The sequence below is a fragment of the Paraburkholderia sp. BCC1885 genome, from assembly GCF_900996235.1.
Lineage (GTDB): Bacteria > Pseudomonadota > Gammaproteobacteria > Burkholderiales > Burkholderiaceae > Paraburkholderia.
The window spans coordinates 23,431-49,002 of the sequence record NZ_CAAJGM010000208.1 but is presented as its reverse complement, the minus strand read 5'-3'; the positions used below and the strand labels follow the sequence as shown (position 1 = coordinate 49,002).

Annotated in this window: 20 protein-coding genes and 6 pseudogenes; 14 read left to right on the top strand and 12 right to left on the bottom strand. The window is 59.4% G+C overall.

Annotated features, from left to right (window positions below):
• Positions 1-11 precede the first annotated feature (11 nt).
• From FQ755_RS18645 to FQ755_RS18610, 8 genes are all read right to left on the bottom strand, one after another.
• Positions 12-1,748, bottom strand: a complete 1,737-nt coding sequence (locus tag FQ755_RS18645) for an ABC transporter ATP-binding protein/permease (protein WP_144156304.1) — start codon at positions 1,746-1,748, stop codon at positions 12-14.
• A gap of 77 nt (positions 1,749-1,825) precedes the next feature.
• Positions 1,826-4,231, bottom strand: a complete 2,406-nt coding sequence (locus FQ755_RS18640; RefSeq protein ID WP_144156303.1) for a TonB-dependent siderophore receptor — start codon at positions 4,229-4,231, stop codon at positions 1,826-1,828.
• 237 nt (positions 4,232-4,468) lie between these two features.
• Positions 4,469-5,890, bottom strand: a complete 1,422-nt coding sequence (locus FQ755_RS18635) for a metallopeptidase TldD-related protein (protein ID WP_144156302.1) — start codon at positions 5,888-5,890, stop codon at positions 4,469-4,471.
• Positions 5,891-5,962: 72 nt separating this feature from the next.
• Positions 5,963-7,177: a TldD/PmbA family protein gene (locus FQ755_RS18630; RefSeq protein ID WP_222105757.1), complete on the bottom strand. Its 1,215-nt coding sequence runs from the start codon at positions 7,175-7,177 to the stop codon at positions 5,963-5,965.
• Positions 7,178-7,359: 182 nt separating this feature from the next.
• On the bottom strand, positions 7,360-7,794 hold the full coding sequence (locus tag FQ755_RS18625) for an ExbD/TolR family protein (RefSeq protein WP_144156300.1): 435 nt from the start codon (positions 7,792-7,794) through the stop codon (positions 7,360-7,362).
• Between the two features lie 32 nt (positions 7,795-7,826).
• Entirely contained in the window at positions 7,827-8,579 is a 753-nt protein-coding gene (locus FQ755_RS18620; RefSeq protein ID WP_144156299.1) for a MotA/TolQ/ExbB proton channel family protein, read from the bottom strand.
• A 51-nt stretch (positions 8,580-8,630) separates the two neighbouring features.
• Positions 8,631-9,425: an energy transducer TonB gene (locus FQ755_RS18615; RefSeq protein WP_144156298.1), complete on the bottom strand. Its 795-nt coding sequence runs from the start codon at positions 9,423-9,425 to the stop codon at positions 8,631-8,633.
• A 255-nt stretch (positions 9,426-9,680) separates the two neighbouring features.
• Positions 9,681-10,145, bottom strand: a complete 465-nt coding sequence (locus FQ755_RS18610) for an Lrp/AsnC family transcriptional regulator (RefSeq protein WP_144157012.1) — start codon at positions 10,143-10,145, stop codon at positions 9,681-9,683.
• Between the two features lie 426 nt (positions 10,146-10,571).
• Between FQ755_RS18610 and FQ755_RS18605 the strand changes: the two genes are divergently transcribed.
• From FQ755_RS18605 to FQ755_RS18590, 6 genes and pseudogenes are all read left to right on the top strand, one after another.
• Complete coding sequence (locus FQ755_RS18605) at positions 10,572-11,111, top strand: sigma-70 family RNA polymerase sigma factor (RefSeq protein WP_144156297.1); 540 nt, start codon at positions 10,572-10,574, stop codon at positions 11,109-11,111.
• Positions 11,108-11,254: pseudogene (locus tag FQ755_RS38740) on the top strand (FecR/PupR family sigma factor regulator); the annotation flags it as partial. The gene FQ755_RS18605 and the pseudogene FQ755_RS38740, both read left to right, overlap by 4 nt.
• A gap of 66 nt (positions 11,255-11,320) precedes the next feature.
• On the top strand, positions 11,321-12,064 hold the full coding sequence (locus FQ755_RS18600; protein WP_260858695.1) for a FecR family protein: 744 nt from the start codon (positions 11,321-11,323) through the stop codon (positions 12,062-12,064).
• Between the two features lie 281 nt (positions 12,065-12,345).
• On the top strand, positions 12,346-12,624 hold the full coding sequence (locus FQ755_RS37475; RefSeq protein ID WP_186308583.1) for a hypothetical protein: 279 nt from the start codon (positions 12,346-12,348) through the stop codon (positions 12,622-12,624).
• Positions 12,575-14,446, top strand: a complete 1,872-nt coding sequence (locus tag FQ755_RS18595) for an ABC transporter ATP-binding protein (protein WP_144156295.1) — start codon at positions 12,575-12,577, stop codon at positions 14,444-14,446. The genes FQ755_RS37475 and FQ755_RS18595 overlap by 50 nt, the downstream gene beginning before the upstream one ends.
• A 360-nt stretch (positions 14,447-14,806) precedes the next feature.
• Positions 14,807-15,869 (top strand): annotated as a pseudogene (locus FQ755_RS18590) (IS256 family transposase); the annotation flags it as partial.
• A 21-nt stretch (positions 15,870-15,890) separates the two neighbouring features.
• Here the strand turns inward: FQ755_RS18590 and FQ755_RS18585 are convergent.
• Positions 15,891-17,129 (bottom strand): IS110 family transposase, encoded by a 1,239-nt coding sequence (locus FQ755_RS18585; RefSeq protein WP_144156294.1) that lies wholly within the window; start codon positions 17,127-17,129, stop codon positions 15,891-15,893.
• A gap of 235 nt (positions 17,130-17,364) precedes the next feature.
• On the opposite strand from FQ755_RS18585, the pseudogene FQ755_RS18575 reads away from it, so the two are divergent.
• Positions 17,365-17,586: pseudogene (locus tag FQ755_RS18575) on the top strand (transposase); the annotation flags it as partial.
• A gap of 150 nt (positions 17,587-17,736) precedes the next feature.
• On the opposite strand, the gene FQ755_RS18570 reads toward FQ755_RS18575, so the two are convergent.
• Genes FQ755_RS18570 through FQ755_RS18560 form a run of 3 tightly spaced genes read right to left on the bottom strand, consistent with a single transcriptional unit; the run spans position 17,737 to position 20,978 of the window.
• Positions 17,737-18,543 (bottom strand): sulfite exporter TauE/SafE family protein, encoded by an 807-nt coding sequence (locus FQ755_RS18570; RefSeq protein WP_144156293.1) that lies wholly within the window; start codon positions 18,541-18,543, stop codon positions 17,737-17,739.
• 24 nt (positions 18,544-18,567) lie between these two features.
• Positions 18,568-19,434 carry an MBL fold metallo-hydrolase gene (locus FQ755_RS18565; RefSeq protein WP_409937527.1) on the bottom strand — a complete coding sequence of 289 codons (867 nt, stop codon included), beginning with the start codon at positions 19,432-19,434 and terminating at the stop codon, positions 18,568-18,570.
• Positions 19,435-19,487: 53 nt separating this feature from the next.
• A complete protein-coding gene (locus FQ755_RS18560; RefSeq protein ID WP_144157010.1) occupies positions 19,488-20,978 on the bottom strand; it encodes an aminotransferase class V-fold PLP-dependent enzyme in 1,491 nt (496 codons plus the stop codon).
• 116 nt (positions 20,979-21,094) lie between these two features.
• Between FQ755_RS18560 and FQ755_RS18555 the strand changes: the two genes are divergently transcribed.
• The 7 genes and pseudogenes from FQ755_RS18555 to FQ755_RS38725 form a co-directional block, all read left to right on the top strand.
• Positions 21,095-21,313 carry an Lrp/AsnC family transcriptional regulator gene (locus FQ755_RS18555; RefSeq protein WP_260858694.1) on the top strand — a complete coding sequence of 73 codons (219 nt, stop codon included), beginning with the start codon at positions 21,095-21,097 and terminating at the stop codon, positions 21,311-21,313.
• A gap of 380 nt (positions 21,314-21,693) precedes the next feature.
• Positions 21,694-22,266 (top strand): hypothetical protein, encoded by a 573-nt coding sequence (locus tag FQ755_RS18550; RefSeq protein ID WP_144156291.1) that lies wholly within the window; start codon positions 21,694-21,696, stop codon positions 22,264-22,266.
• Between the two features lie 103 nt (positions 22,267-22,369).
• Entirely contained in the window at positions 22,370-22,624 is a 255-nt protein-coding gene (locus FQ755_RS18545; protein WP_144156290.1) for a helix-turn-helix transcriptional regulator, read from the top strand.
• Positions 22,611-22,934 (top strand): hypothetical protein, encoded by a 324-nt coding sequence (locus tag FQ755_RS18540; protein WP_144156289.1) that lies wholly within the window; start codon positions 22,611-22,613, stop codon positions 22,932-22,934. The genes FQ755_RS18545 and FQ755_RS18540 overlap by 14 nt, the downstream gene beginning before the upstream one ends.
• Before the next feature lie 592 nt (positions 22,935-23,526).
• Positions 23,527-24,096 (top strand): annotated as a pseudogene (locus tag FQ755_RS38735) (ParA family protein); the annotation flags it as partial.
• Between the two features lie 129 nt (positions 24,097-24,225).
• Positions 24,226-24,795 (top strand): annotated as a pseudogene (locus tag FQ755_RS38730) (VirB4 family type IV secretion/conjugal transfer ATPase); the annotation flags it as partial.
• A gap of 25 nt (positions 24,796-24,820) precedes the next feature.
• A pseudogene (locus FQ755_RS38725) lies at positions 24,821-25,531 on the top strand (ATPase, T2SS/T4P/T4SS family); the annotation flags it as partial.
• Positions 25,532-25,572: the final 41 nt, after the last annotated feature.

The window sequence follows — 25,572 nt, the reverse complement described above, 5'->3', positions numbered from 1 at the left end:
CTGAGTTTGAATCAGGCGACGACGATTGGGTTTGTTTGCTGTGCTTGCCCATTTTCGATTCGCAGCGCATGGGTATGAAAACGTTCGAGTGACGAATGGTGGGACACGCTGATGATGGCCGCTTCGGGTAGCCGTTGTGTGATCAACTGGTACATCTTCGACTCGTTGTCCTCGTCCAATGCGCTGGTCGATTCATCGAGCAAGAGGTAGTCCGGTTGCTGCAACAGCGCGCGTGCGAACCCGAGTCGCTGTTGTTCGCCCGGAGACAGGTTGTTACCCCAACGCGCGACCTCATCAAGGACGTCGCTGTATTGACCGAGCTGGCAGTCGATCAGCGCGCGTCGGCAGGTTTCGTCGTCGAATGCATGTGGCTGTGCCGGATAGCACAATGCCGCCCTGAAGGTCCCGGGCGGAATATAGTTTTTTTGCGGCAGAAAGAAAAGTTTGGCGTTCGCCGGTAACGTGACCTGTCCCGCCCCGTAGTGCCAAATCCCCGCCAGCGCGCGCAACAGCGTGCTTTTTCCTGCCCCCGAGGGACCGCTAACCATCCATCGCTCGCCAGGACGCAAGGTCAGTGTCAGACCTGAAACGAGCGTGCGCCCCTGCGGCGTCTGAAGATCAAGGTCGCTCACTGAAATGGCATCCGACACCGAGCGATCGTAGTGTGGTCCCCTAGGGTGGCCACCCAGATTGATTGCCCCGTCGAGGCCCGCGAGACGCGATACGACGACCCGATATTGCTGGAGCGCGACGAAATTATGGATGAACCATTGCAGTGACGCGGCGACCAGACCAAACGTTGCGGCGAGTTGCGTCATGTCGCCGAATGAGATTTGGTGGTTCAGGTAACGAGGCAGCAAAGCGAAGCTCGCGAATGAACCTGAGACAAAAGCAATGCCCAACGTAACCGGTTCAAAGCGCAGATTGAACATGAGGATGCGCCAGAAGTTTGAACGAACCTTGTCGAACGCTTGTCCGGCGCGTTCGATTTCCATCGGGCCACCGCCAAGCAGGGCGATCTGTTCGACGTGCTCGCGCACACCGGTCATCGTGAAACGGAAGTTTGCTTCCGCCTGCTGCTTCTGGAACGTTAGAGGTTGCAGTCGACGTCCCGCGAATTGGACAATGAACGACGTGATCAAGGCGTAGACGATTGCCAGCCAGACCATGTAATGGGGGACCTGGATGACGCTACCGAATAGCGAAAACGCCAATGGGCCGGACTTGATCCAGAGCACCTTTGTGAATACGACCAGCTGTGTGGCCGTTCCGAAGAGACCGAGAGAAAGCGTCAACGAAGCGGTAACGAACTGATCGATATCCTCGGTTATGCGCTGGTCGGGGTTGTCGACCAGTTGCTCCTGCTCGATCCAGTAGAAGGCTTTGCCGCCCATCCAGCGTTGCAGGAAGCGTTTGGTCAGCCAGCTACGCCAGTTGATCCCGAGCGCCAGATTGACGAAGTTGACCGCGACGTTCACCCCGATGTCCAGCCCCAGAATTGCCAGGAAGCCAAGGAGCAGCGAAGGTACCGCGGCAGCGTCGTATTTGATGACTGTCTGCTGATAGTGGCCCATCCAGACTGTCAATGCGAGCCGGACATACGTTAGCGAAAATGTCAGGATCAACAGGGTGGCGAACAATGCCATTGCCCCCCGTTTTCTGTCGGACGTCCAATATGGGCGCAGAAGTGCCCACCACGCCTTGAGCGTTGCGGGTTGAGGCACGACGGTGGGGTTTTGCTTGATCATGCTAGGGGACGCAGGCCTCGATGATTGGGCTAGCCGTCAGGAAAGCGGGATCCGTTTCCGGGACGCCTTCGAGCGAGCTAAAACTGGTAGATGCTGGTGAGCACAAACGTCCGGCCCGGAAGGATGTCGAGAAACTCATCTTCTCCATTGGCGTCGTATTGCAAGCGGTTAAAAATATTCTTGACCCCGAACGTCGTGGTCCATTTCTTCGACCTGTAAAAAACACTGGCGTCGGTGATCGCTTGGCCTGGGACACGAACGATCGGGTTGGTAAGAATCGTCTGGCCCGCCTGGTATGACGATCTTGCGGTGATGCCGCCGCTGAGACCGAATCCCTGCAGGGCCGACGATTGAAATGCGTATTCCATCCACAGGGAAGCCTTGTGTCTTGCTTCCTGGGCGGCTTCCAGGAAGGAAGAACTCGCCGGGTTCTGTTGAGCGTTGTACGTGTAGTTCGCTATGATCTTGAGTCCATTGGTAATCTGACCACTGATGTCCAGTTCAACGCCTTTTGTGACATAGCCGGCGGGATCGATCAGACTAAAACCCGGTAGGGCCCCATCCTGGAGGGCGACATTCGTTTGCGCGGCTCGATACAGCGCTACCGATGCGGTTACCCTGTCGTCGAGAAAATTCCCTTTCAGACCGACCTCAACATTCTTACCCTGTTCTGCGGCAGGAGGCGCTGCACCGCCCACCAAAACGACCTGACCTAAAGGGGTAAAGGTCTTCTGATAGCTCGCATAGGCAGCTATGTCACCAGTCAGTTGGTATAGCGCTCCGACATTTGGGCTCCATGCACTACTGGTGGAGGAACTCGTCGAGGTGTTAGACCACGACTGTCCATGCGAAATGCTTGCGAGGAGGTGGAATCTTTCGTACTTCAACTGATCCTGGAGGTAGAACTGGTTGGAATACCCGAATTGGGCAGCAGTCCCGCCGTTACCGGTAGGAACCGCATCCTCCGGCGGCGTACTTGTAAATATGCTGCCAGGAAAAATGCCAGTCAGATCGACCCCGGCTGCGGTAGTCGTGATGCTTCTCTGGTAGTTGAAACCGACGACCAAGTCGTGGCTGATCGGTCCGGTGTGGAATTTCCCCTCCAGACTTTCCTGTAAGCTCCATGCGCGTTGATGAGCCGATGAAGAGACCGGGAGAAACAGTGCATCGCCGAGATCGTCCAGGACGCTGCCCTCCGTGTAGTAGAAGGAGGTGACCGTTGCGTTATAGGAGGCCTTGCTCTTGACCGACCAGGCTGACGAGAGACGTTGCGAAAAATCGTAGTAGACCGTACTGGAATTGGTGCGAATGTGATCGTTTTCGTCTCCAAACGCGTGGGTGATGGGCGCCGGTTCCCCGTCAAGAAATACCGTGTAGTAGGGCAGCGGCTGGTGTTGCGTGTTCTGTTCGAAGCCGACGACGAAATTGGTGTCGGCCGTCTGGTACCCGATGGATGGCGCGATGTACAGATTGCGGCTTCCCACCGTTCCACCATACGATTCCCCGGTCCGCTCTCCGTTCACGATAAACCGGTAGTTGAGGTTGTTATCCTTTGAGATCGCACCGCCGGCGTCGCCGCCGATCAGAACGTCACCGTACGATCCGACCTGCGTCTCAAACTCATAGACGGGATCAGCTTGTGGCTGCTTGCGCACGACGTTGACTGCGCCGCCCGGGTTCGTGCCTCCGCTGATAATCGAATCGGCGCCTTTAACGACATCGATCCGTTCTACTCCAATCAGCGGAATATCCAGCCCGTTCTGATATCCAGTCCCGTTCGCGTTATTGGTAACCAGGCCGTCGGTTGACACGGGCGCCGCAAAGCCCCGTAGGATAATGGTCGACTGCGCAGCCTGGCCCGGATCAATACTTACACCGCTGACATTGCGCAGCGCGTCTGCCACGCTGGTTGCCTGCTGGCTGCGCATCACAGCCTGCGTAACGGTCTGTACAGCCATCGGTGTCTCGCTCGTCGGTGTGTCCGTGAGCGTTGCCGAACTGCTGTTGGCGGCCGTATAAGTGGTGACGCTTTCCTTCGCGGACGTATCTGTCACGTTAATCTGTGGAAGCACCGCCATTTGTGCTCCATCTGGCGTTGGGGCTGCGGCAACACCGGCAGCCGCGGCGGTAGCTTTCGCACGCACAGTCAGCGCACCGTCGGGGGTTGTTGCGCGCTCGAGACCTGTGCCGGCCAGGGCCCTGTCGACGGCCTGTTCCACGGTGAGATTTCCCTTGACGGCGCCGCCCTTGTAGTTGCTTGTCAGGGTTGGGTCGAACGAGATCGGATGCCGGCTGACCGACGCCACGGCGACGAGCACCTTGTCCAGCGGTCCCGCCGGAATGTCGTAACTCAACGTTGCCATCGGCGCGGTCGCTGGCGATTGGGCATAGGCCGATTGACAGATCAATGGAACCTGGCAGGCGACCAGCAGCGCGAGACCCAGCGATGCACGGTTCCAATTGCTTCCCCCGAATATTTTCATTTGGAATCCTTACAAAATTTAATGTTTGATTGCCCAGTTACGATGCTTTGAAAAACCCTGCGGTCGGCTTGAGATTTCGACTCAGGAGCGCAATGAATCGCTGCTTGAGCAGAAAGCGAGATCTCGATACTTCGACTACGATACTTTGTCGATCGGTGAGGTCATATTTCCAGTGCACAAGAATATTTAGTTTCGGAACATCCCTTCAGGAAGGCTGATCTCTACGTCCAATCAGCATTACGCACTGCCACCCACGGTCAACCCCGTTATCTTTAGCGTGGGCTGGCCGACGCCGACCGGCACGCTCTGGCCTGCTTTAGTGCATACCCCACGTCCCGGATCGAAGGCGAAATCCCGGCCGATCTTTGAAATGTTCATGATGGCCTTGGGACCATTGCCGATAATCGTCGCGCCTTTCACCGGGTGCGTGAGCTTGCCTGCCTCGATCAGAAATGCCTTTGCAGTCGCGAACACGAAATTGCCGCTGATGGTGTCGACCTGACCCCCCTGCATATCGGCCACATACAAGCCCTTTTTGACCGAACCAATGATTTCCTCCGCGTGGAGCGCACCCTGTTGCATGAACGTCGTGGTCATGCGGGGCTTTGGCAAATGCGCGTACGACTCGCGTCGGCCGTTGCCGGTAGCCGCCACCCCCATCAACCTGGCATTCAGCTCGTCGTGCATGTAGCCTCGCAGAATGCCGTCTTCAATCAGGACGTTGTGCCTTGAGGGGTTACCCTCGTCATCGACCGACAAGGCGCCGCGGGCATGGGCGATCGTGCCATCGTCGACCACTGTGACGCCGGGCGCGGCCACACGCTCGCCGACCCGATTGGAGAACACGGATGCACCGCGACGTGTCTGATCGCTCTCCAGCCCGTGTCCGACTGCTTCGTGCAGCAAGACACCGGGCCAACCTGGACCGATGACGACAGTCATCTCGCCACCGGTAATACTCTGTGCGCCCAGATTGACGACCGCACATTCGATGACGCTGCGGGCAAGCGACTCCAGCGCGGCCTCGTCGAACGACGAAGGATCGCGACGGCCGCCGACCGTGCTGCTGGCACGTTCGCTGCGGGCGCCCTCGCGGACGACGACCGTGAGTCCGAGCATGGCCATCGGGCGGATATCGGCACATAACCTGCCGTCGCTGCGCAGAACGAGAACCTCTTCGCAGGTATTCGTCAGCGTCGTAAAGACCTGATCCACGCGTTCATCGGATGCGCGTGCGATCTTCTCGAGCTGGCGCAGCAGGCGCACCTGCGCCTCGGTGTCCGTCGACGCGTCGTGATCTGGCGAGTCGTATCGGCTTGGGGCCGCATAGCAGGCGACGACGATCGGTTGTGTCGAGCCACCCGCGGCAGTCGCCGCTCGCACGATCGCCGATGCCTCACGCAATGAAACATCGTCCGATCTGCTGGAGTGGGCGAACGCTGTACGTTCTCCTTGAACGACACGCAGCCCGAAGCCGTGTTTGCGATCAAACGTAGTGGCTTTTACGTCGCCATTTTCCAGGGACAAGGTTGTGTGCGTTGACGTTTGCAGATACAGATCGCCGAAATCCGACGCAGTCGTCATTGCCTGACCGAGCGCGGTACTTAGTTGCGCTTTATGGAGTTCAAAGCGGTTCAGCAGGACATCGATTTTTTGCATGGATTCTTATATTTCGATCGTGAGTAACAAACTGGATGATCGGGTCAGCGGTAAGGCGGTACGGCCCGCTTCCTACTGTCCACCGACGGCCATCTCCGCAAGAAGAACGGAGCCGCTGATGAGGCCACCGTTGTCGAAATCGTCGTCGCTTACGGCGACAAGATCGCCCAGCATGTCCCACAGATTGCCCGCGATCGTGACGCGTTCCACCGGCGCGACGACTTCTCCTTTCTCGACCCAGAAGCCAAATGCCCCTCGCGAATAGTCACCGGTCAAAGGATTCAGGCTTTCGCCGATCATGCCTGTGACCAGCAGCCCGGATCCCATCTTGCGTAACAGCGACGCGAGGCCGCCGGTTATCCTCGCAGTACTGTCGAACCGCAGGTTGTGTGGCCCATCCGCGTTGCCCGTGGGCTTCAGATCGAGCCGTCTTGCCGAATAAGCCGAGAGAAAATAGCCTTCGAGCATGCCGTCGCGTACGACGTGGCGCTCGCTTCCGGCGACTCCCTCGCTGTCGAACGGTTGCGAGCGCAAGCCATCCTGCAGAAAAGGCTGTTCGACGATCGATAGATGGGCGGCCGCTATGCGAGTGCCCAGCCTGCGTTCCAGAAAAGACATCCGGCGATATAAGGCTGTGCCAGCGGCAGCGCGCGCGAAGGCCGAGAGCAAGCTGCCGGCAACCGTACTGTCGAACACGACCGGACATTTTCGGCTCGAGATCGTCTTTCCTCCGAGTCGCGAGATACTCCGCAGGGCGGCTTCTCTGCCGATCGGCGCGAAGTCGCCGAATTTCAGCGGGTTGCGGTGCGTCAGCGACCAGCTGGCGCGTTGTTTGCCGTGTTCGTCAACGGCCAGGAAAGTCGCACTGGCGGAGTGCGTCGACTGTATATACCCGTCCGAAAAGTCGCGCGTGGTCGCGATCCAGGTCTGCGACACGTTGCTGCGAATCGCAACGCCTTCGGATTGCAGGGTGTGGGTCGAAGCATCGAACCCGGCGCGTTCGATATCGAGAGCATGCTGGACGAGCACATCCGTGGGTACATGCCATGGATAGGCCAGATGCAGATCCAGGATCGCGCTTGCTGCACGGTTTCCTTCAGGAACTTGAGAACATGGGTCTGCGGCGGCATGCCGAGCACCGGCGCATGCCGCCTTTACCATTGCAGCGAGCCCGGCGGCGGAGAGATCGGCCGATGAGGCACGCCCTTCCTGATGACCCAGCCATGTCACGACGGAGATGCGCCGGGCCGAATGCGTGGTGCGTTCGGTGACCTGCGCATCGCGCACGCCAATCGATCGACCCGTGTGCTCGACCACGTTGACACTGGCATCCGTGGCGCCATGCCGACGAGACAATTGAATCACGTCTTCGCAGAGCGCCGCGAGCTGGGCGCCGGAAAACTCCAGGCCAAAGTCCGCGTCTGCCAGCCCGGCTTGCCCGTTGCTCACGGTGTTGTGTGTGTACAAAGTCACTTGCTCGCTCCGGCGGGTTGCGCAACTGGATCGGTCACGAAGTCGAGCTTTGTCAGCCCGCCTGTCTGCGCCGCTGCCAGTACGTGCGCCACGCGGTCATAGGCGACTCGCCGGTCTGCGTAGATGCGCACGGTCGGCTGCGTCGCGGCAGAAGCCGCCTGAGCCACGTCTGCGTTCAGTTGCGCATCGTCGACCGGAACCCTGTTCCAGGAAATCGTGCCCGACGCATCGACCGAGATATCGACGTTTTGCTCGTGCGATATGTCGTGAGTCGTGGCGACCTGTGGCAGATCTACCTTGATGGCGCGATTCATGGCCGGCAGCGTCACGATGAAGATGATGAGCAGGACCAGCATGACGTCGATTAACGGTGTCATGTTGATATCGTTCATCATGCCTTCGTCTGGACCGTCCTCCAGAAACATGGACATGCGTATGCTCCGCTCGGTTGTCTGTTGGAAAATCAGCGTGCACCGGCGTGTCCGCCGGCTAGCGCGACTCGCGGCGCACCTGTTTGCTGTCGGGTCGGGTCGGTTGTCTTGTTGTTTGTCTTGCCGCCCGTGACGTAATAGCTGTGCAACTCGTGCATGAAGCGAACGACCTTATGCACGGCGCTTTTATTGCCGCGCGCTACGGCGTTATAGCCAAGGACGGCGGGAATCGCGACAAACAGACCGAAGGCCGTCATGATCAACGACTCGCCGACCGGAGCCGCGACGTGATCGAGGCTTGCCTGCCCGGACATGCCGATTGCCATCAGTGCGTGGTAGATGCCCCAAACAGTGCCGAACAGACCGACAAACGGCGCCGTGCTGCCAATGGACGCAAGAATCGCGGTGCCGCGCTGCACGCGCGCGACATAATCGTCCAGCGCAATCTTCAGGCAGCGTGCGACCCATTCGTTACGGTTGAGATTGCCGATCAGCAGTTGCTGTTCGTCGAACAGTTGTTCGCTCGCCTCGCGCCCGGCGAGCGCGAGTTCGCGGTAGGGATTCTCAGTGTGCGAATCCAGTAACATGATGCCTTCGTCGTAGCTGGCGGCCGTCCAGAACTTGCGCTGCGCAACGAGGCTTTGACCGCGCAAACGGGAGAGTCCGAATCCCTTGGCAAATATCACCGCCCAGGACAGCACTGACATGGTTGTCAGCACGATGACGATGGCCCGGGTGACAAAGTCGCCGCCGAGCCAGACGTTACTAATTCCGTAGTGTTGCATAGCGAAGCTCCAAAACGTTGTGACAGGTTGCGACGAACGAACAGGTTTTGCTCAGTCGTCGAGATTGAAAGAGACGGGCTGTACTGCGGTGACGGCCATTGCGGTCCCGTTTTGACGATATGGCTGACATGTTCCGCTGGAAATCGCTTGAATGGCGGCGTTATCCAGATCCTCGTAACTGCTGCTCGCCACGACACGGGCATCCGAGAAGCGCCCATCCGTTCCTATCGTGACCCTTACCTGGACGGTGCCTGCTTCCCCGAGCCGCTTTGCTCGAGGCGGATAGGAGGGTGCGGGGATCCGGCACTGCAACTGGTGCAAGGCGGCAGAGTCGATGGCCTTGGGCAAGGCCATCATCTTGCTGTTGTCGCTGGCCGCGGCAGCCGTTGGTGTAGCGGTCGAAACAGCTGCTGGCGGTGTGGCTTGGGCCTGCTGTGCCGCCGGCTGTGCTTCATGCGGCTCGGGTTGCGGATCCGGCTTGTCCTGTTGCGTGACGACGCGCGGCGACTCACGATGTGTGGCGAGCACCGGTTTCGATTTGACCGGACGAGGCACAGGTGGCGCGACCGGCTTCGGCACCTCTGGCGCGACTGGCCTGGCGACCGCAGGAACTGGCGGTGCGGCGACCAGCGACACGCTGATTGACGGCGTGCCGCCGCCGGGCATGTTCGTTAATTCGATAGGTACGGTGTGTGCGGTCAGATAATAGAGCGCAACGAGATGCAATGCGATCGCGATCGCAATTGCGACGGCACTGCGACGCCTCTCATTGCGATTGGCCGCGTCGGTCGAGGACGAATAGTGTGCCGCGACCCGATGGACTGGTTCGACCATGGTGGGCGGCATGAATGAGCGGCCTGCTTGCGGTACGTGGTTCGGCTTTGCCATATTGGAATTCATTTCATGCTCGATTCGGAACTACGCTGCGGTAAAGTCGCGCCGATGCTTTAAAAGGTCTTGCCGACTACGCTCGGATGACCGAGGGAGAGGGCACGGTCCCAGTGTATGAAGCCAATTCGGGAATAGGTTTTTAAACATGGGAGCGATTTCTACCCGTCGCGCAAAAAATTTCCACGATCGGAGCGTATGGACGCCAAGTTTTTACATGGCATAGTCAAGGGGCAAAGCGGTAGACCACTTCATGGTCTCCATTGCGAAAGACGAGCGCACGTCTACCAGTTCGAGACCGGCGATCAACTGCTTGTAGACGCCGTCATAGGTCGAAATATCGGGTACCAGCGCCTTCAGCAGATAGTCGGCGTGACCGCTCAGGCGATACACCTCGACGATTTCGTGAATCTGCTGAATCGTCGCCGAGAAGTGCGCGAGCCATGACGGAGAGTGCTGCGAGATACGGATCTCGATAAAGACGGTCACGCCGAGATTCAGCAGCGAGGGCTCCAGGAGCGCGACGCGGCGGCGGATATACCCTTCTTTCTCGAGGCGCTGGATGCGACGCCAGCATGGCGTCACTGACAAAGGGATGTGGGCAGCCATCTCGGCCACCGATAAGGTGCCATCTTCCTGCAACATCGCGAGCAGGCGTTTGTCGGTCTTGTCTAGCATGCGTGCGTCCCTCAATTGGCGATAGGTACGCATGGCATCGGTCCATCGCATCATGCGATGCGAGCATTGCGCGCCCCGATCACTTTGTGAATCGGGCGTGCGGTTTTTCCAGTACAAACGATAAATTTTTTCCGGCTGCATCGTGCGGACATGCCCGGTGGTTGACCGAGGCATTCGAGGACAGACGGAATCCGGATCGACCTGGCAGCATGTAGGCGTATTGAAAGCAAAATGCATCCGGTGCTGTATTTCCGAAGGTTGCCGCGAACGAACCGTTGTTTTTCACATATCTATCCGTGAAAAAATTGGCTTACGGATATATTTTGAAATGCTATTTTTACTCGCAGGTGCGACTGGAATGGTGTCGTTCGACAGGCGTTTGGGTTCGGGTCTCGGCGGTCTTGCACGGCAGGATATGGACGATGTATGGGAAATGCGCAGCAGGGACAGGGCGAGTTCAGCACGACAGCTAGCGACGCGTCGCGGCTGCTCGGCGAAGAATTTCGGCGTAGTTATGGCTGGCTGAAAGCACGGCTATGGCGAAAGACCGGATGCCAGTTTGTCGCCGAAGACTTGAGCTCGGAGGCGTTCGTTCAACTCGTTTCGATGCAGGACACGCAGACGGTGCGTGAGCCGAGGGCGCTGCTCACGACTATCTCCCAACGGCTTGTGTTCGATTTCTGGCGTCGTCGCGACCTCGAAAATGCTTACCTGCGCGAACTTGCGCACGTACCGGAGCATGCCGTCCAGTCGGAAGAAGAAAAGTATCAGATGTTGCAGATGCTGATTGAGATTGACAGGCGACTCTCCGGGCTGCCCTCTAAAGTGAAGCTCGCATTCATCTACAGCCAGCTTGAGGGAATGACGTACGCGGAGATTGCGACTAAACTCGGCGTGTCCATCAGCATGGTGGGTCAATACATGACGAAGGCATTGACGCATTGTCTTCAAGTGCAATCTTCATGAAGCAGTCAGAGACAACAGATATCGCGCATCGTGCCGCTATCGAGTGGGCCGTGCGCCTGTCTGCCGGGACATCGAGCGACGAAGATTTGCGCCAGTTCGAAAGCTGGCGCGGTGCCGACCCGCTACATCGACGTGCATGGGAAAACGTCGAGCAACAGCTACATCTTTTCGCCACCGTGCGAGAACGCGGTGGCGCGGTGGCGCGTAAGGTGCTGACGGCGCCCAACGAGTCACGCCGCAAATTGCTGCAAGGCTCGTTGGGCGCGATAGTCACTATCGGATTCGCCGCTTACCTCGTCAGGCAGACTGGCCTGCTCGATTCGCTTGATCCTGATTTCGCGACAGGCATCGGCCGCCGGCAACATGTCGCGCTGGCTGACGGGTCGACGATGATGCTGGACGCCCACTCCGCCGTTGATGTCAATTCCAGCTCGACCGAGCGGGCAGTCAGACTGCTGCGCGGTCAGCTGTTTGTGCAGGTGGCGCAGGATGTTGATCGCCCATTGGTCGTCTATACGCGCGATGGATCTGCCTGTGCATTGGGTACGGCGTTTTGTGTACGCCTGTCTGACGCTGGAAGCACCGTTGCCGTCACGCATTCGAAAGTACGCGTGCAATCGGCGTCGGGCGATTCCCTGATTGTCCGCGAAGGTTCAGTCGCGCGGATGCGGCGCGAGTCCGTGTGCCTGCTCGATACCGTCCAGGCCGATGCGGAAATCACCTGGACCAATGGTTATGTAACGGCCGTGAATCGGCCGCTGAGTGAAGTCATCGGCGCGCTCAAGCCGTATTTTCGAGGGCTGATCCTGCTGTCGGACGACGCAGCCGCGTTGAAAGTGAGCGGACTATTCCTGCTGGATGACGCTAATGCTGCCATCAGGCAGATCGCTCAAACGCTTCCCGTGACGGTGACCTATCACACCGACTATCTGATCCGGATCGCTGCCGGCTGAACCCTATCCGCCTTGTGAGATGGACCTCTTTTGTCGCCCGCTTAAGCGGGCGATGACACATGTGGCGGATGCGTTTTCCGTAGAGGCTTCGTTTCTGCAATTATTTTCCCATACCGACTGATATGCCTGCGAAGATTGGAAACATTTTTTCTATATGGACTCGTAGACTCACTGCGATGGAGCGCGGTTTCGATGTTGGCGGCATTCGCCTGATGGCGAGCCGCGCGGTCATATGGCGGGCCTTGTCCGGTTGAGGGCGTTTGTCCTATGGAGACGACAGCATGTTGTTCCTGATACACGCGGCCTGCGGCTTTTGGTGTGGCGTTCTGGCCATGCATTTACTGAGGATCGGTGGTGATTTGCGTAGAGGGCTTGCACGGGAATCGTCTGAAAAATATCCCGGCATGGCAATGGTACCGACTGACGCCGCCCGGCGCGGTTCGATCGTTTCGGAACCGTACACTTCATTTTTTATATTTCGCTTCAGCGACCAGAAGGCAGATATCCGGGATGGCAGGTCAGAATTTATTTACGCAGAACACGCCGCCGTTACCGAGTGAGCCGTTTCGCTTCATTCTTCATTTCGTATGGCGTTTCCGCATCTGGTACACGATTATCGTGCTGGTTGAAATTGGTGCGGCCGCGACGTCCATTCTGATTCCTTATGCAATTGGAACGATTGTGAAGACGGTCTCTCATGTGCTCACGCCGCTCGGCGCACACGCGACGCAGGATCTGTTCTCGCAGATCCTGCATGGCCCTCTTGCATTGTTCTGCGCACTCGCGTTTGGTGAGGTCGTGTTCGCGCGTGTCGGCGGCGCCTGCCAGATATGGGTGGGCCCGCGTTTACGCGCAGCGGTGGCTAGCGATATGTACGCGTATCTTCAGAACCATTCGCACCGTTTCTTCAGCAATCATTTTGCGGGATCGCTTGCACATCGGATCTCGGAAACGAGCATGGGCGTGAGCCAGACGCTGTGGGCGGTGCTGTTTGATTTCCTGCCGATTTTCGTGACCCTGAGTGTGTCGACCGTGTTGCTGTATCACACCTCGATCGCCCTCGCGGTCCTGATGCTGGGCTGGTCGATCGTATTCGTCGCGATTTCCTATTTCCTCGCGAAGCGTTGCCAGCCTTATGCACGGAAAAGCGCGGCGGCACGCAGCGAAACCAATGGCAAGATTGTCGATGTGGTATCGAATCTCGCGAGCGTGCGACTGTTCTCACGCTTCACGTACGAAATCTCGTATCTTGGCCGTTTCCTTGATCGCGAGATGCGGATTTCCCATGCGAGCGGCTGGCGTATGGAACTGGTGCGCTGGTTCCAGTTTCTGGCGGCAATGCTGCTGAAGATCGCCACACTTTATTTCTCCGTGACGCTGTGGCGCGACGGTCATATCGGGGTTGGCGGATTCGTGACGGCGACCAGTCTGTCGCTGCTCGTGATCAGTGACACGCGCAATCTGAGCCGCCGCTTCCTGGAATTTTTCGAGTTTGCTGGCAACGTCGAAAACGGTGTGCGGACTATTGTCCGGCCGATCGAAGTCACGGACAGGCTTGATGCCAAGGCGGCTGTCATCAAAGAGGGCAGGGTCGTTCTGCGCGACGTGAGTTTCGGCTACAAGCCGGAAAGGCCGATCTTCCAGCATTTGAACCTGACTATCGAGGCAGGTCAGCGAGTGGGTTTGGTGGGATTCTCTGGTTCAGGAAAATCGACGCTGATCAATCTTATCCTGCGTCTGTACGACCTGCAGTCCGGCAGAATCGAGATCGATGGACAGGATATCCGCCACGTCACACAGGACTCCTTACGTGAGCAGATCGGACTGATTCCGCAGGACCCGGGCTTGTTTCACCGGAGTCTGGCCGAGAACATCGGCTACGGCGATATCGAGGCATCGGATGCTGTCATTCGGGATGCCGCGCGGCGCTCGCATGCCGACGGTTTCATCCAGTCGCTGGACCAGAACTACGATTCGTTGGTCGGCGAGCGGGGCGTGACCCTGTCGGGGGGCCAGCGCCAGCGTATCGCGATTGCGCGCGTGATCGCCAAGAATGCGCCGATCCTGATCCTTGACGAAGCCACTTCGAGCCTCGATTCGGTGACCGAGCGTGCGATCCAGGAAACCATCGACGACCTGTCCGGGGCGCGTACCGTGATCGTCATCGCGCACCGTCTGTCCACGATCGCACATCTTGATCGCATCCTGGTGTTCGACAACGGGCGCATCGTCGAGGACGGCAGCCATGCGACGCTGCTGAAACGCGATGGCGTGTATTCGCGGTTGTGGACCGCTCAGTACGGTGGTGAAGCGCCACAAGATCCGGTACTCGACGGGCAAGCGGCAGATCCCGCGCATCAACCGGCAACCCAGTCGGCCTGATCTGTCGGCATCTTTTGTTCTCGTATGACGTAGTGTGTCGGCGACCATCCGACATGGCGAGTATGTGTGTGAGGTGTGGAGATTCGCGGGAGGTCGCGGCCGGGCCCTGATTGATCGGCGGCATTCGATGTATATCTGCCTACTTTGTCCGAAGGGTGTGCGGTGGGAGTCATTCTGGCCGAATCGTCTAACGCTGATGATCGATGGTTGGCGAAGAGCATCGCCGATTTTGTGCGACGAATGCCTGTGGTGACGGCTATGCATCGAGCGATAGTGGTAGTTGCCGCGAAGCCTATGAATTTGCCAGGGCCTGTCATAAATTTTGTGTGTAAGGCATAACATGTAGCTCAAGGAGCATGTATGCCACGCAAACCGAAGACGGCCACCGAGGCCCAGACGGCGTTGCCGTCGATTCCGAAGGAATTGATTGACCAGTTCGTGAAGGGGCCGATGACGGCCGAGGCGGTGCACGCCGCTTCAGCCGCGTTCAAGAAGGCACTGATCGAGCGCGCACTGGGTGCCGAACTCGGACACCATCTGGGCTATCCGGCCGGCGCCGTGCGGCCCGAAGATGCGACCAACCAGCGCAACGGCAAGAGCGGCAAGACGGTGCTGACCGACGACGGTCCGCTACGCCTGGAGATACCGCGCGACCGCGACGGCAGCTTTGCCCCGATCCTGATTCCGAAGCACGAGCGGCGTTTTACGGGCTTTGACGACAAGATCATCGCGATGTACGCGCGCGGCATGACGGTGCGCGAGATCCAGGGGTTTCTGGTCGAGCAGTACGGTACGGAAGTGTCACCGGAATTCATCAGCTCGGTGACCGATGCGGTGATGGACGAGGTGGGTGCCTGGCAGGCACGCCCGCTCGAGCCGATGTACCCGGTGGTGTTCTTCGACGCACTGCGCGTGAAGATCCGCGAGGAAGGACTGGTGCGCAACAAGGCGATCTATCTGGCGCTGGGCATCCTGCCTGACGGCACACGGGACATCCTGGGGCTGTGGATCGAGAATACGGAAGGCGCGAAGTTCTGGATGAAGGTGTTCAGCGACCTGAAGGTGCGTGGCGTGCAGGACATCCTGATCGCGGTCACCGATGGACTGAAGGGCATGCCTGAAGCGCTGGGTGCGGTGTTTCCAGCCACCACCCTGCAGACGTGCATCGTGCACCTGATCCGCAACTCGCTGGACTACGCGAGCTGGAAGGATCGAAGGGGGCTGGCGGCTGCCATCAAACCGATCTACACAGCTGCAGGGGCTGAAGCCGCACAAGCCGAACTGGACGCGTTCGAACAGGGCGAATGGGGTAAGCGATTCCCGACGGTAGTAGCCGCCTGGCGTCGGGCCTGGGATCGCGTGATTCCCTTCTTTGCGTTTCCGCCTGCGGTGCGCAAAGTGATTTACACCACGGATGAAATCGACAAGCCCCTGCTTGATATTTTTATGAGGTCGGCGTTCCCGGCCACACCAGTGGTACCTCGCGTTTGTTGGGACGCGTCTGCTTCCATCGTGAGAACAGGCGTTGATAGGTGCGCTCGGCCTGCTCGGCTATGGCCCGTTCCTGGTCGCGTACGCTCTTCAGGCTGTAAGCGGCAGCCGATCCTTTGCGCGAGCCGTGTTGTGCCGGCATGCCGGACTGCAACTCCAGGGCGCGCAGCTTGTGTGCGGTCAGGGCTGGACGATCCCAGGCGAACGGCTCATTGCGCGTGAGCACGTACCACACGATGACCGCCAGTTTGCGTGCCGTCGCGACAATGGCGACCTGCTGGCCGCGACGGTCGCGTACGCGCAGGAAGAAAGCGCGCAGAGGGCCGGGCGCCTGTGCTGCGCCCCAGGCTGCCTCGACGAGCAATCCTCGCGCGTACGAACGTCCCCGCTTGGTGATGTGACCGTGCCTGGCGGGCGTTGGGCCCGACTGATAGACCGACGGGTTCAGCCCGAAGTAGCTCACCAGCTTCTCCGGATTGGGAAACCGTTCAACGGCGCGGATTGCCGACAGCAGGCCGATTGCCACAGTGGCATTGACGCCGGTGATGGTCAGCAGCCTGCGCAACCGCTCGTCGCCGATACTGGCTTGCGCCAGGGCCTTGTCGACCTCGTGCAGATCCTCCCCAAGACGGTCCAGCTCCCGCAAGCGTTGCTCGACGCCCAGACGCTCGTCCATCGGCAGCGGTTGGGCCGTGAGCCATACGCGTCCCTTCCTGCCGAACAGATCAGTAGCGGGGCACCGCTCGATCAGATGCGCAGCCAGCACCGCATGAACTTCGTTCTTCAGCCTCGTGCGTTGCCGCACGAGTTGTGACCGGCGCGAGACCTGTCGGCGTAGCGCCAGGGTGCTCTCGTCGGGCATCCAGACTTCCGGCAGGAAATGGCTTGCGTACAGTTGGGCCAGCACTGCCGCATCAATCTTGTCCGTCTTGACGCGTGCCTCGGCGATGAGCCGTACCAGCAGTGGATTCGCAATTGCGACACGCGCGACGCGAGGGCGCAGTACGTTGACGATGGCGGCGGTATTGCCCGTCGCTTCGAGCACCACATGATCGGTGCTGCGCAGGCTTGCGGCAAAGCGCTCCAGTTCGTCGCGTCTGAGCCCGGCACGGCCACCAGCATGCAGCACGCCGTCCTCCAGATACGCGATCTCGGCCACGGAGCGCGAAACATCCAGTCCTACGATTCGCATAACCGTTCTCCCATTCAGATGAATGTTGGGAGCCGGTGGGACAGCACGACAACTACGGATTCGCGCTCGCAGCGCAACCGGGCGGGTCGCAGGGGCGGCCAACTACTAACACGAGCTCGCGGCTCATCGTATAACAACGGCCTGCCCACCCGAAGTGCTCCCCGGTGCCCCTTGTCCCGGATGGTCACACCATACGCCAGAAATGCACGGCGCGGGACCGTGAGGCACCGGCTATATCATGCCGGTTACGAATGCCATTGAAAGTGTAAATGCCCAGCTGCGCAAGATCGTCAAGACACGTGGCCACTTCCCGACGGACGAGGCCGCGACCAAATTGCTGTGGCTGGCGTTACGTAATATCACGGCTGACTGGAGCCGGGCGGCTCACGACTGGAAGGCCGCGATGAACCAGTTCGCGATCCTCTACGAGGATCGCTTCACCAGGATTCATTTGTAGAATGCAATTGACGACCTGCCAGACGGCAGGCTTTTATCTGCCTTGCACACAAAAATTCAGACACTCCCATTTGCCAGGCGCAACGCGACTAGAACTTCAGCCGTCTCAGAAAAGTATTCCTGACACGCGCCGGAATTGAGCATTGAGCCATCAGGCTCCAAGTCTCGCCTTCACAAGCAGACCAAGCGCGACGCACACGAGCGCTGATCCAAACACGATCTGTACGTGGCGAGCGGAGAGAGAGCGTGATGCGCAACGCCCGCCTGCCATCCCAAGCGCCGTCGTCGCGCTAAACCATAGCGTCAACTCAAACGGTGTCCGCGCTCCGGCGGCCAGCGCGACAAGCATCCCGCAGGTGCCCACAAGCGCAATTACCATGAGCGACGTCGCAACAATACCGTGCATCGACACGTCGGTGAATTTGCGGAGCATGGGAACAATCACAAAGCCCCCTCCGACACCGAGCAGTCCGGTCAGCAAACCTGTTACCGCACCCGTCGATGCGAGCGCCAGACCTACCCGCCAGGACCATACCAATCTCCCAGTCTCTGGATTGACCCGGCCCACCCACAATGACGAGGTGCGCGCTACACCGCGCTTTGCACCCAATGCTTGCCGCAACAATCGACCCGCGACGACAAGCATCGTCAGAGCGAATAGCGTGAGCAATACCCGTTGCGGCAGAATATGCGCGAGCTTCACGCCAAGCGACGTGAGCGGCACGCCGGCCACTGCCATCAGAAGAGCCGCGCGATAGCGGACCAGTCCCTGGCGAAACCCTTCCAGTGCTCCAATTGCCGCGCTGCCCGCAACCGCGATAAGTGCCACCGGTGTCGCTTGCTGCATGGGCAACCCCATGCCGATGACAAGGACCGGGACAGCGAGAATACCGCCTCCTGCACCGGTCAATCCAAGTACTGCGCCGACTAAGCTGCCGAGTATCAAGGAGATCAGCATAGGTTATTCAAGCGTCGTAACCGTTCAGATCGCGTCGAGCGGAATCTTCAGATAGCGCACGCCATTGCCTTCGGGGTCGGGTAAATGTCCCGCGCAGATATTGACCTGCACCGACGGCAACATCAGCACCGGCATGTCGAGGGTCGCGTCGCGCGCGCTGCGCATCGCAACGAAACCGTCTTCGGTAACGCCATCGCGTACATGCACGTTCGCGAGTCTCTGCTCGGCGACCGTGCTCATGTATGCCACGTCGCGCCCGCCAGGCTGGTAGTCGTGGCATGTGTAGAGGCGTGTGTCGGGCGGGAGGTCTAGTACTCGCATAATTGATCTGTACAGTGCACGTGCGTCTCCACCTGGAAAATCGCAGCGCGCTGTACCGTAATCAGGCATGAATAGCGTGTCGCCAACAAATGCCACGCGTTCATCACCATCGTCACCGACATAAGTCATACAGGCAGGGGTATGGCCTGGCGTATCGAGGGCGCGAATCGACAAGGTGCCAAGAGGCAAGGTATCGCCGTCATCGAGCAACCGGTCGAACGGACAACTGCTGGTAAAAATCCCGTGCCCGATGTTGAACATCCCGCCAAAGACGTCCTGCACGCGCCGTACCCGGGCGCCGATCGCAATCGAGCCACCCACGCGCGACTTCAGATACTGCGCCGCCGAAAGATGGTCCGCATGGACATGCGTTTCCAGCAACCAGCGTGCGGTCGCGCCTAGCTCGGTCACACGCATGATCAGGCGGTCCGCGCTTTCGGTACGCGTTCGTCCCGACTTCGGATCGTAGTCGAGTACGCTGTCGATCAGTGCGCAGTCGCGGCTCGCCGTATCGAGCAGGATGTAGCTGACGGTGCTGGTTGCCGGGTCGAAAAAACCTTCAACCAACATGCTTGATGCCGTGCTCATTGGACGCCTTCGATCTGGATTTGACTGCCCGGTCGTCATTTCCGCCGTGGTTCCGACATGTTCCAGAGCATTCCGGACCGGGTTCCCGTGCTGCAATAGGCCAGCACAGGCGCGGGCAAACTCTCGATGTACCCCGCAAACGAGGCGAGATCGTCCTCGCCGATCTTGCCACTCACAACCGGGAGATAGCGCGCCTCGATGCCGAGCCGGCCAGCGGCTTCTGCAATATCGGAAAACGTCGGCTGCCCCGGCTCTTCGCCATCCGGCCGGTTGCAGATAATGGTCCTGAAACCCTGATTGCGTACAGCCTGGAGATCGTCGAGCGTCAATTGAGGTGCGATCGCAAATTCGGGAGAGATCCTTGTGCCGACGGCCTTCGAACGGCAGGTCTCCACAGCGTGCCGAAAACATTCGATTGCGTAGTCGACGTTCTCCCGGGCGGTATAACGGCCAAAACTCAGACGGACGGTACGGCCGGCGGCATTGGCATCGAGGCCGATCGAGGTCAGGACATGGGAAGGCTTGCCCGCGGCCGAGTTACATGCCGAAGTCGACGACACCGCCAGTTTCTCGCCAAGCATGGTCGTCTGGAAACCGGGCAAATTAACGGTCAGGCTCAGCGTGTGGGGAATGCGGCGCGCAAGGCGCGCATTCTGCGTGATATCCCCAAGCGCCAGTACGGCATCCAGCAGGTACTCGCTCAGTCCCGCAATCCGTTCGTTGTCGCTGGCCATTTTTTCCGCAGCCAGCTCGCACGCCACGCCCATGCCGACGATCTGGTGCGTCGCAAGCGTGCCCGACCGCAGGCCGAGCTCATGACCGCCGCCATGCATCTGCGGTGCAATTCGTTCGGCGACCTCGCGGCTGACGTACAAGGCGCCGATGCCTTTCGGTCCGTACAGCTTGTGCGCGGACATGGACATCAAATCGATGCCGAGCGCCTTGACATTGATCGGCGTCTTGCCGAGTGCCTGCGCGGCGTCGACGTGCAGCAGCGCGCCTGCTGCGTGAACGATGGGGGCGATGGTGGCAATGTCGGTCAGCGTGCCGATCTCGTTATTGACGAGCATCAGGGACACCAGACCTGTTTGCGGCCCGATCGCCTGCGCGACCGCCTCGGCGGTAATTTCACCTCCGTCCGCCGGATGAAGGTACGTGACGGTCATACCGCGCTTCTCGAGGCTGGCCATCGTATCGAGAATCGCCTTGTGCTCGATCTGACTCGTGACCAGATGCCGGCGCGCCGTGGCCATGTCGGCATAACCTTTCAGCGTCAGGTTGTTCGACTCGGTCGCACCGGATGTCCAGACGATTTCCTGCACGTCTGCGCCGATCAGATCGGCAACCTGCTGTCGCGCGTGCTCGACCTTGTCGCGTGCGGCAATACCCGCGGCATGCGAACTCGAAGCGGGATTGCCAAACACGCCATCGGCGCCCAGACAGTCGAACATCGACTCGATGACCCGTGGGTCGGCCGGGGTGGTTGCGGCGTAGTCGAAGTAATGCAGGTCGCTATGTTCGCTCATGCTCTCGATTGAAGTCATTTGATGCTGCAAGACTATCGTCAAGGCCGGGGAATTTGCTTCCAAAAAATACTGGGATGAGGGACATCATTGAAAATATTTTCTAACTTTCTGGCGATATGGGCAAACGTGATGCCCAACTGCTTGCGCTGCTTCAGGACGACGCGACGATCGGGCTTAATGATCTGGCGAAAATCGTCAGCCTGTCGCCGATACCTTGCTGGCGTCAGTTGCAGAAGCTGCAGGAGGGTGGAGTCATTTATCGGCAGGTCGTGCTTTGCGATCTGACCAAGCTCAATCTTGGGCTGACCGCATTTGTTACGGTGCGCTCGAATTAGCATGGCGACGCATGGACTACTCGGTTCGTCGCGGCGGTACGCGAGATTCCCGAATCTGGGCTGCTGCCGATCCAGCGTCCGTAATTGACTCCTTTGTCCGTAATCGACGCTTTCAAGATGCTTGATTGGTCGCGCACGATGGTTGACACATAAAGGTCGCCGCCCTATATGTGTATATTTAATTCATACCAATTGTCATGTAGAGATGCACATAGTGATTTTGCGTCACAGTCATTTCCTTTCAACATGACCAATCGAGCATCACCACGGGGTACATGCGGATCTTTCTCTGGTCGCTGTCCTGCATCGCGCCACAAGCCGGGAGCAGGCCGACCGAGAAGTCCGTGCAACGCTGCACGGCAGATCATGAGAGATGTATCGTGGAAGACGTCAACAACCAAAATGAGTCTTGGGCCATCCTGAGCGTTTCATCAGAGCCCACATCTGATAGCGGATCGCAGCTTCGCGCACGACAGGCGGAGAGTGAGGTCCGTCGACTCTCTGAGCGGTTGAAGGTACGTGAGCAGCAGATCGCGCACCTTCGTAACACGCTGATCGATACTGCATCGCTTTATCAGGCGGTCAAGGAAAAGCTCGAGCTGGAACTGGAATCCAGGAACGCCAACCAGGATGCGATGACATCACATGTCGGTGTCGTCACTGCTTCCTCAAGTTCCCCGAACGCGGTGGTCATTACGTTGCCGTATCTGACGCGTGAGCTCCGGGTGCTCATCGAGGCAATGAATACCTACTACGCGGATTTTGACGAACGGCATCCGCCGAAGTCGACTGAAGTTGCGCGCGCGATCGATCGCAGGCTGAACTACCGCGAGCAGCCCGGGCATGAGCCATCGCGTACCGGGCAGACGTACGCCGCCGCCATCCGGCCGGAGAAACTCCGAGATGCGGACCGGCGGCATCACCATGACCGGAATCCGGACGATACCGCCTGACGGTATCTCCTGACGGTGCCTCTGACGGAATGGCGGGTTTGCCTGCCGGGATTCGCTTTGCTTGAATTCCTGCTGTATCGAGTCGGCCACGGCAGGAGCGGACATGGACGAGCGGCAGAGAAGCGAGCAGGCAATCCTGCGTCGAGGTGAGGTGGAGCGGGAAACGGGTCTGTCTCGATCCAGCATCTCCAAGCGTATGCGCGTGGGGCGATTTCCGCGGTCTGTGTCGCTAGGCGGGCGTAGCGTTGGATGGCGGCTCAAGGACATCAAGGTCTTTCTGGCCGATCCCGCCAGATACCGCGCAGAAAAGATGGTAAGTGACCCCGGCCCGGAAGAAGACGGCCATGCCGACGAATGATCGCAAGCCGGCATTCGATGCCCGACTGTGGAACTGGGGGAACGCTGGCCGAGGGCCGTACGACCCTGCGGATGCCCTGATCGTAACGCAGGCATGGGAGCGGCTGTTACCTCGGCATCGGGAGATGCTCAGGATGGTCTATTTGTGGCGCGTGAGTCGTGAGGTCGTGTGCCGCCGGCTACGCATACCCCGACGCCCGGCGAGTCTGTACGAACTGGAACTGTCTGGGGCGCGTCGCGTGCTGGCCAGGGAGCTGGATATCAAGGAGTTGAAGGGCAGCTGCGAGGAAGGCCAGGACGAGCGGGAGTAGGGCAATCGCAGAACCGGATGTCGTGTGGAGTTGATTCAGGTTCAACCCATTCAAAAAGCAGGCTGCAGTCTTCGTTCGTGATCAGCGCAGCCTGTTCGGCGAACACGGCGAGGGCATTGGATGCTTGTGCGGGAATCGATGCCTCCCTGGCGATGTCGACTTGAACAGGCCGACGCGGGTCTGACCGTGAGTCCGGCGTTCCGGTACATGGTCAATCCGGGGACACGTAGCATGCGGATAAAAAAATTCAGGAACACGGTGGACCGCAGTGGAACACGGTGGACATCAGGTTCTCCTGCGACCGGCCAGACCCTCTTGCATGAGGCTCCGTTGCTGCCTACAGTGAAGTCGACAATCTGATCCGGTCGACGTGCGATGCACGACCGAGTACGCGTTAGCGGCCCCGCAGTATCGATGTCTGTGCGACGACGTGGTGTGCCGTGACGCAATCGCAAAAGCCTGCATTCGCAGGCTTTGCGCTTTCTGGTGCAATGATCCCCCGTTGAGCCTGCGGTCAACCCCTCCGGCGCCGCGGGTTCTTTTTTATCGCAGGTCCATCGATAGCAGCGGGTGTTGCTTAGGACGATGGACCATGAAGTCACTTCTGATCGTTTCTGCGAAGGGTGGCACCGGCAGGACCATGCTGACCTGCCAGTTCGCCCATTACCTGCGACGTGTGTCGCGCAAGCGGGTGCTGGTGCTCGATCTTGCCGAGCCTGCCTGCAGCGCACAACTGCTGGGCCGGGGCGGTCAGGCTGACGTCGCGGGCGATGCCCAGGCAATGGATCGGCGCCGTCCGGGTGCGACGGAACGCACCGGCAGCATTCAGGTGCCGTGTGCCGGCGAAATCGCGGGCCTGGTTTCGTGCGACGACCCGGTCCGGGCGCGCTATTACGCGAATCTGCGTCACCTCCTCGCGATCGCATCGCCCTGGTCCGATGTGTGCCTGATCGACTGTCCGGTGTTGCCTGACCTGCGTGCCGTGTGCGCAGCGGCGCTGGTCGATGCAGTGGTCAGCCCGGTCGTGCTTTCGCCGGAATGCATCGACAGCGTGGCGGAACTGATCAACGGCACCTACGGCATCCGTAATATCCGCGCGCGGCTCAATTCGCAACTGCGCCTGATCGGACTGCTGCCGGTCATGGTTCAGTCCACGCCGCTGCAGCAGGCACAGGGCAGGTGGCTTCAGGCGAGGTTGAGTGGCTGGCTGATTCCTGACCCACGCGACAGGCACGGCTATCTGCACCTTCCGCAACGTGAGGTCATTGCGCGGGCACAGGGGCTGGGTGTGTCGGTCACGATGTACCTGCTGCACCTGACCGAAAGCCTGATCGATGGCCGGCGCTTCGTCTACGTGATGACCGAATTCTGGAAGCGCCTGGGTGACCCGGTGTTTTCCGACTTCGCGAACAACAAACAGAAGACGATCCGCAAGCAGAATGGCCTGGGCATCTTCGATACGCAGTCGCCGGCCGACGTATTGCGCAGCGACATCGCGCGCGCATTGATCGAGCAGACCGCGACGTTCTTCTTCCTGCCGAACCCGCGTGCCGATTACGACGACTACGTGTATGGCTTCAAGTTGACCGAGGCTGAATTCAATATTGTCCGTACCCTGGGTGAGAACAGCCGCCTGTTCCTCGTCAAGCAGGGCCATCACTCAGCGATTGGCAGGCTGGACCTCGCGGGACTGGGCGACGTGCTCGACGTGCTGTCGGGGACGACGGACAACGTCGAGCTGCTCGACGGGATCCGTGCCGAGGTTGGCGATGATCCTGCAGCATGGCTGCCGGTGTTTCATGAGCGACTGACGAAGCGTCGCGCGGGCTCAGGCGCGTTGAACGCGCTGCCCTCGCGTACTCCGCGTACGTCGGGAAGGGGGCGCGATGAGCGGCCTTTTTTCAGCGGTCGGCGGCACGCTCGAGAACGGCATGTTGACCTATGTGACCAGGGTGTCGTCGGCGCTGTCCAGTGCGCTGGTGCCTGTGGTGACGACAGCCGTGACGATCTGGGTCATCGCGTATGGCTTCGCGGTGGTACGCGGCGAGGCTCATGAGTCGGTTCCGGCATTTGCATGGCGCGGCCTGAAGGTTGTCATCATTCTCGCCTTTGCGTTGGGTGCCGGTATCTATCAGTCGCAGGTGGTGACAGTGATCGAGGGGGCAACAACCGGACTCGCGCAGACTATCCAGACGGCGGCCGCGAACGCGGGTGTCGCACTAGCCCCGGCGGGTGCTTCTTCCACTGCGCAGTGGGGCACGACCATCCATCACATCGAGAACTGCGTTCATCTTCTCTACAGCAAGGGGGGCCGCGGTCAGGCCCGGGTGACACCGGCGGATCTCATCGCAAGCACGATGCGTACGCGTCCTGATTGCGTGCTGCTTGCCGAGCTGCGTGGCAGTGAAGCGTATGACTTCCTGAAGCTGCTGACAACGGGGCACTCGGGGTCGATCACGAGCTATCACGCATCGAATGCGTCGATTGCAATCGAGCGTTTCGCGCTGATGGCGAAGGAGCATCCGGAGGCGGCTACCTGGGATGATGTGGCGCTGCGGCGGCTGCTTTCCATGACGATCGACGTGGGCGCGCATATCCGACGTAATTTTACGCTCCCCGGCCGCTGCTCAATTCTTCC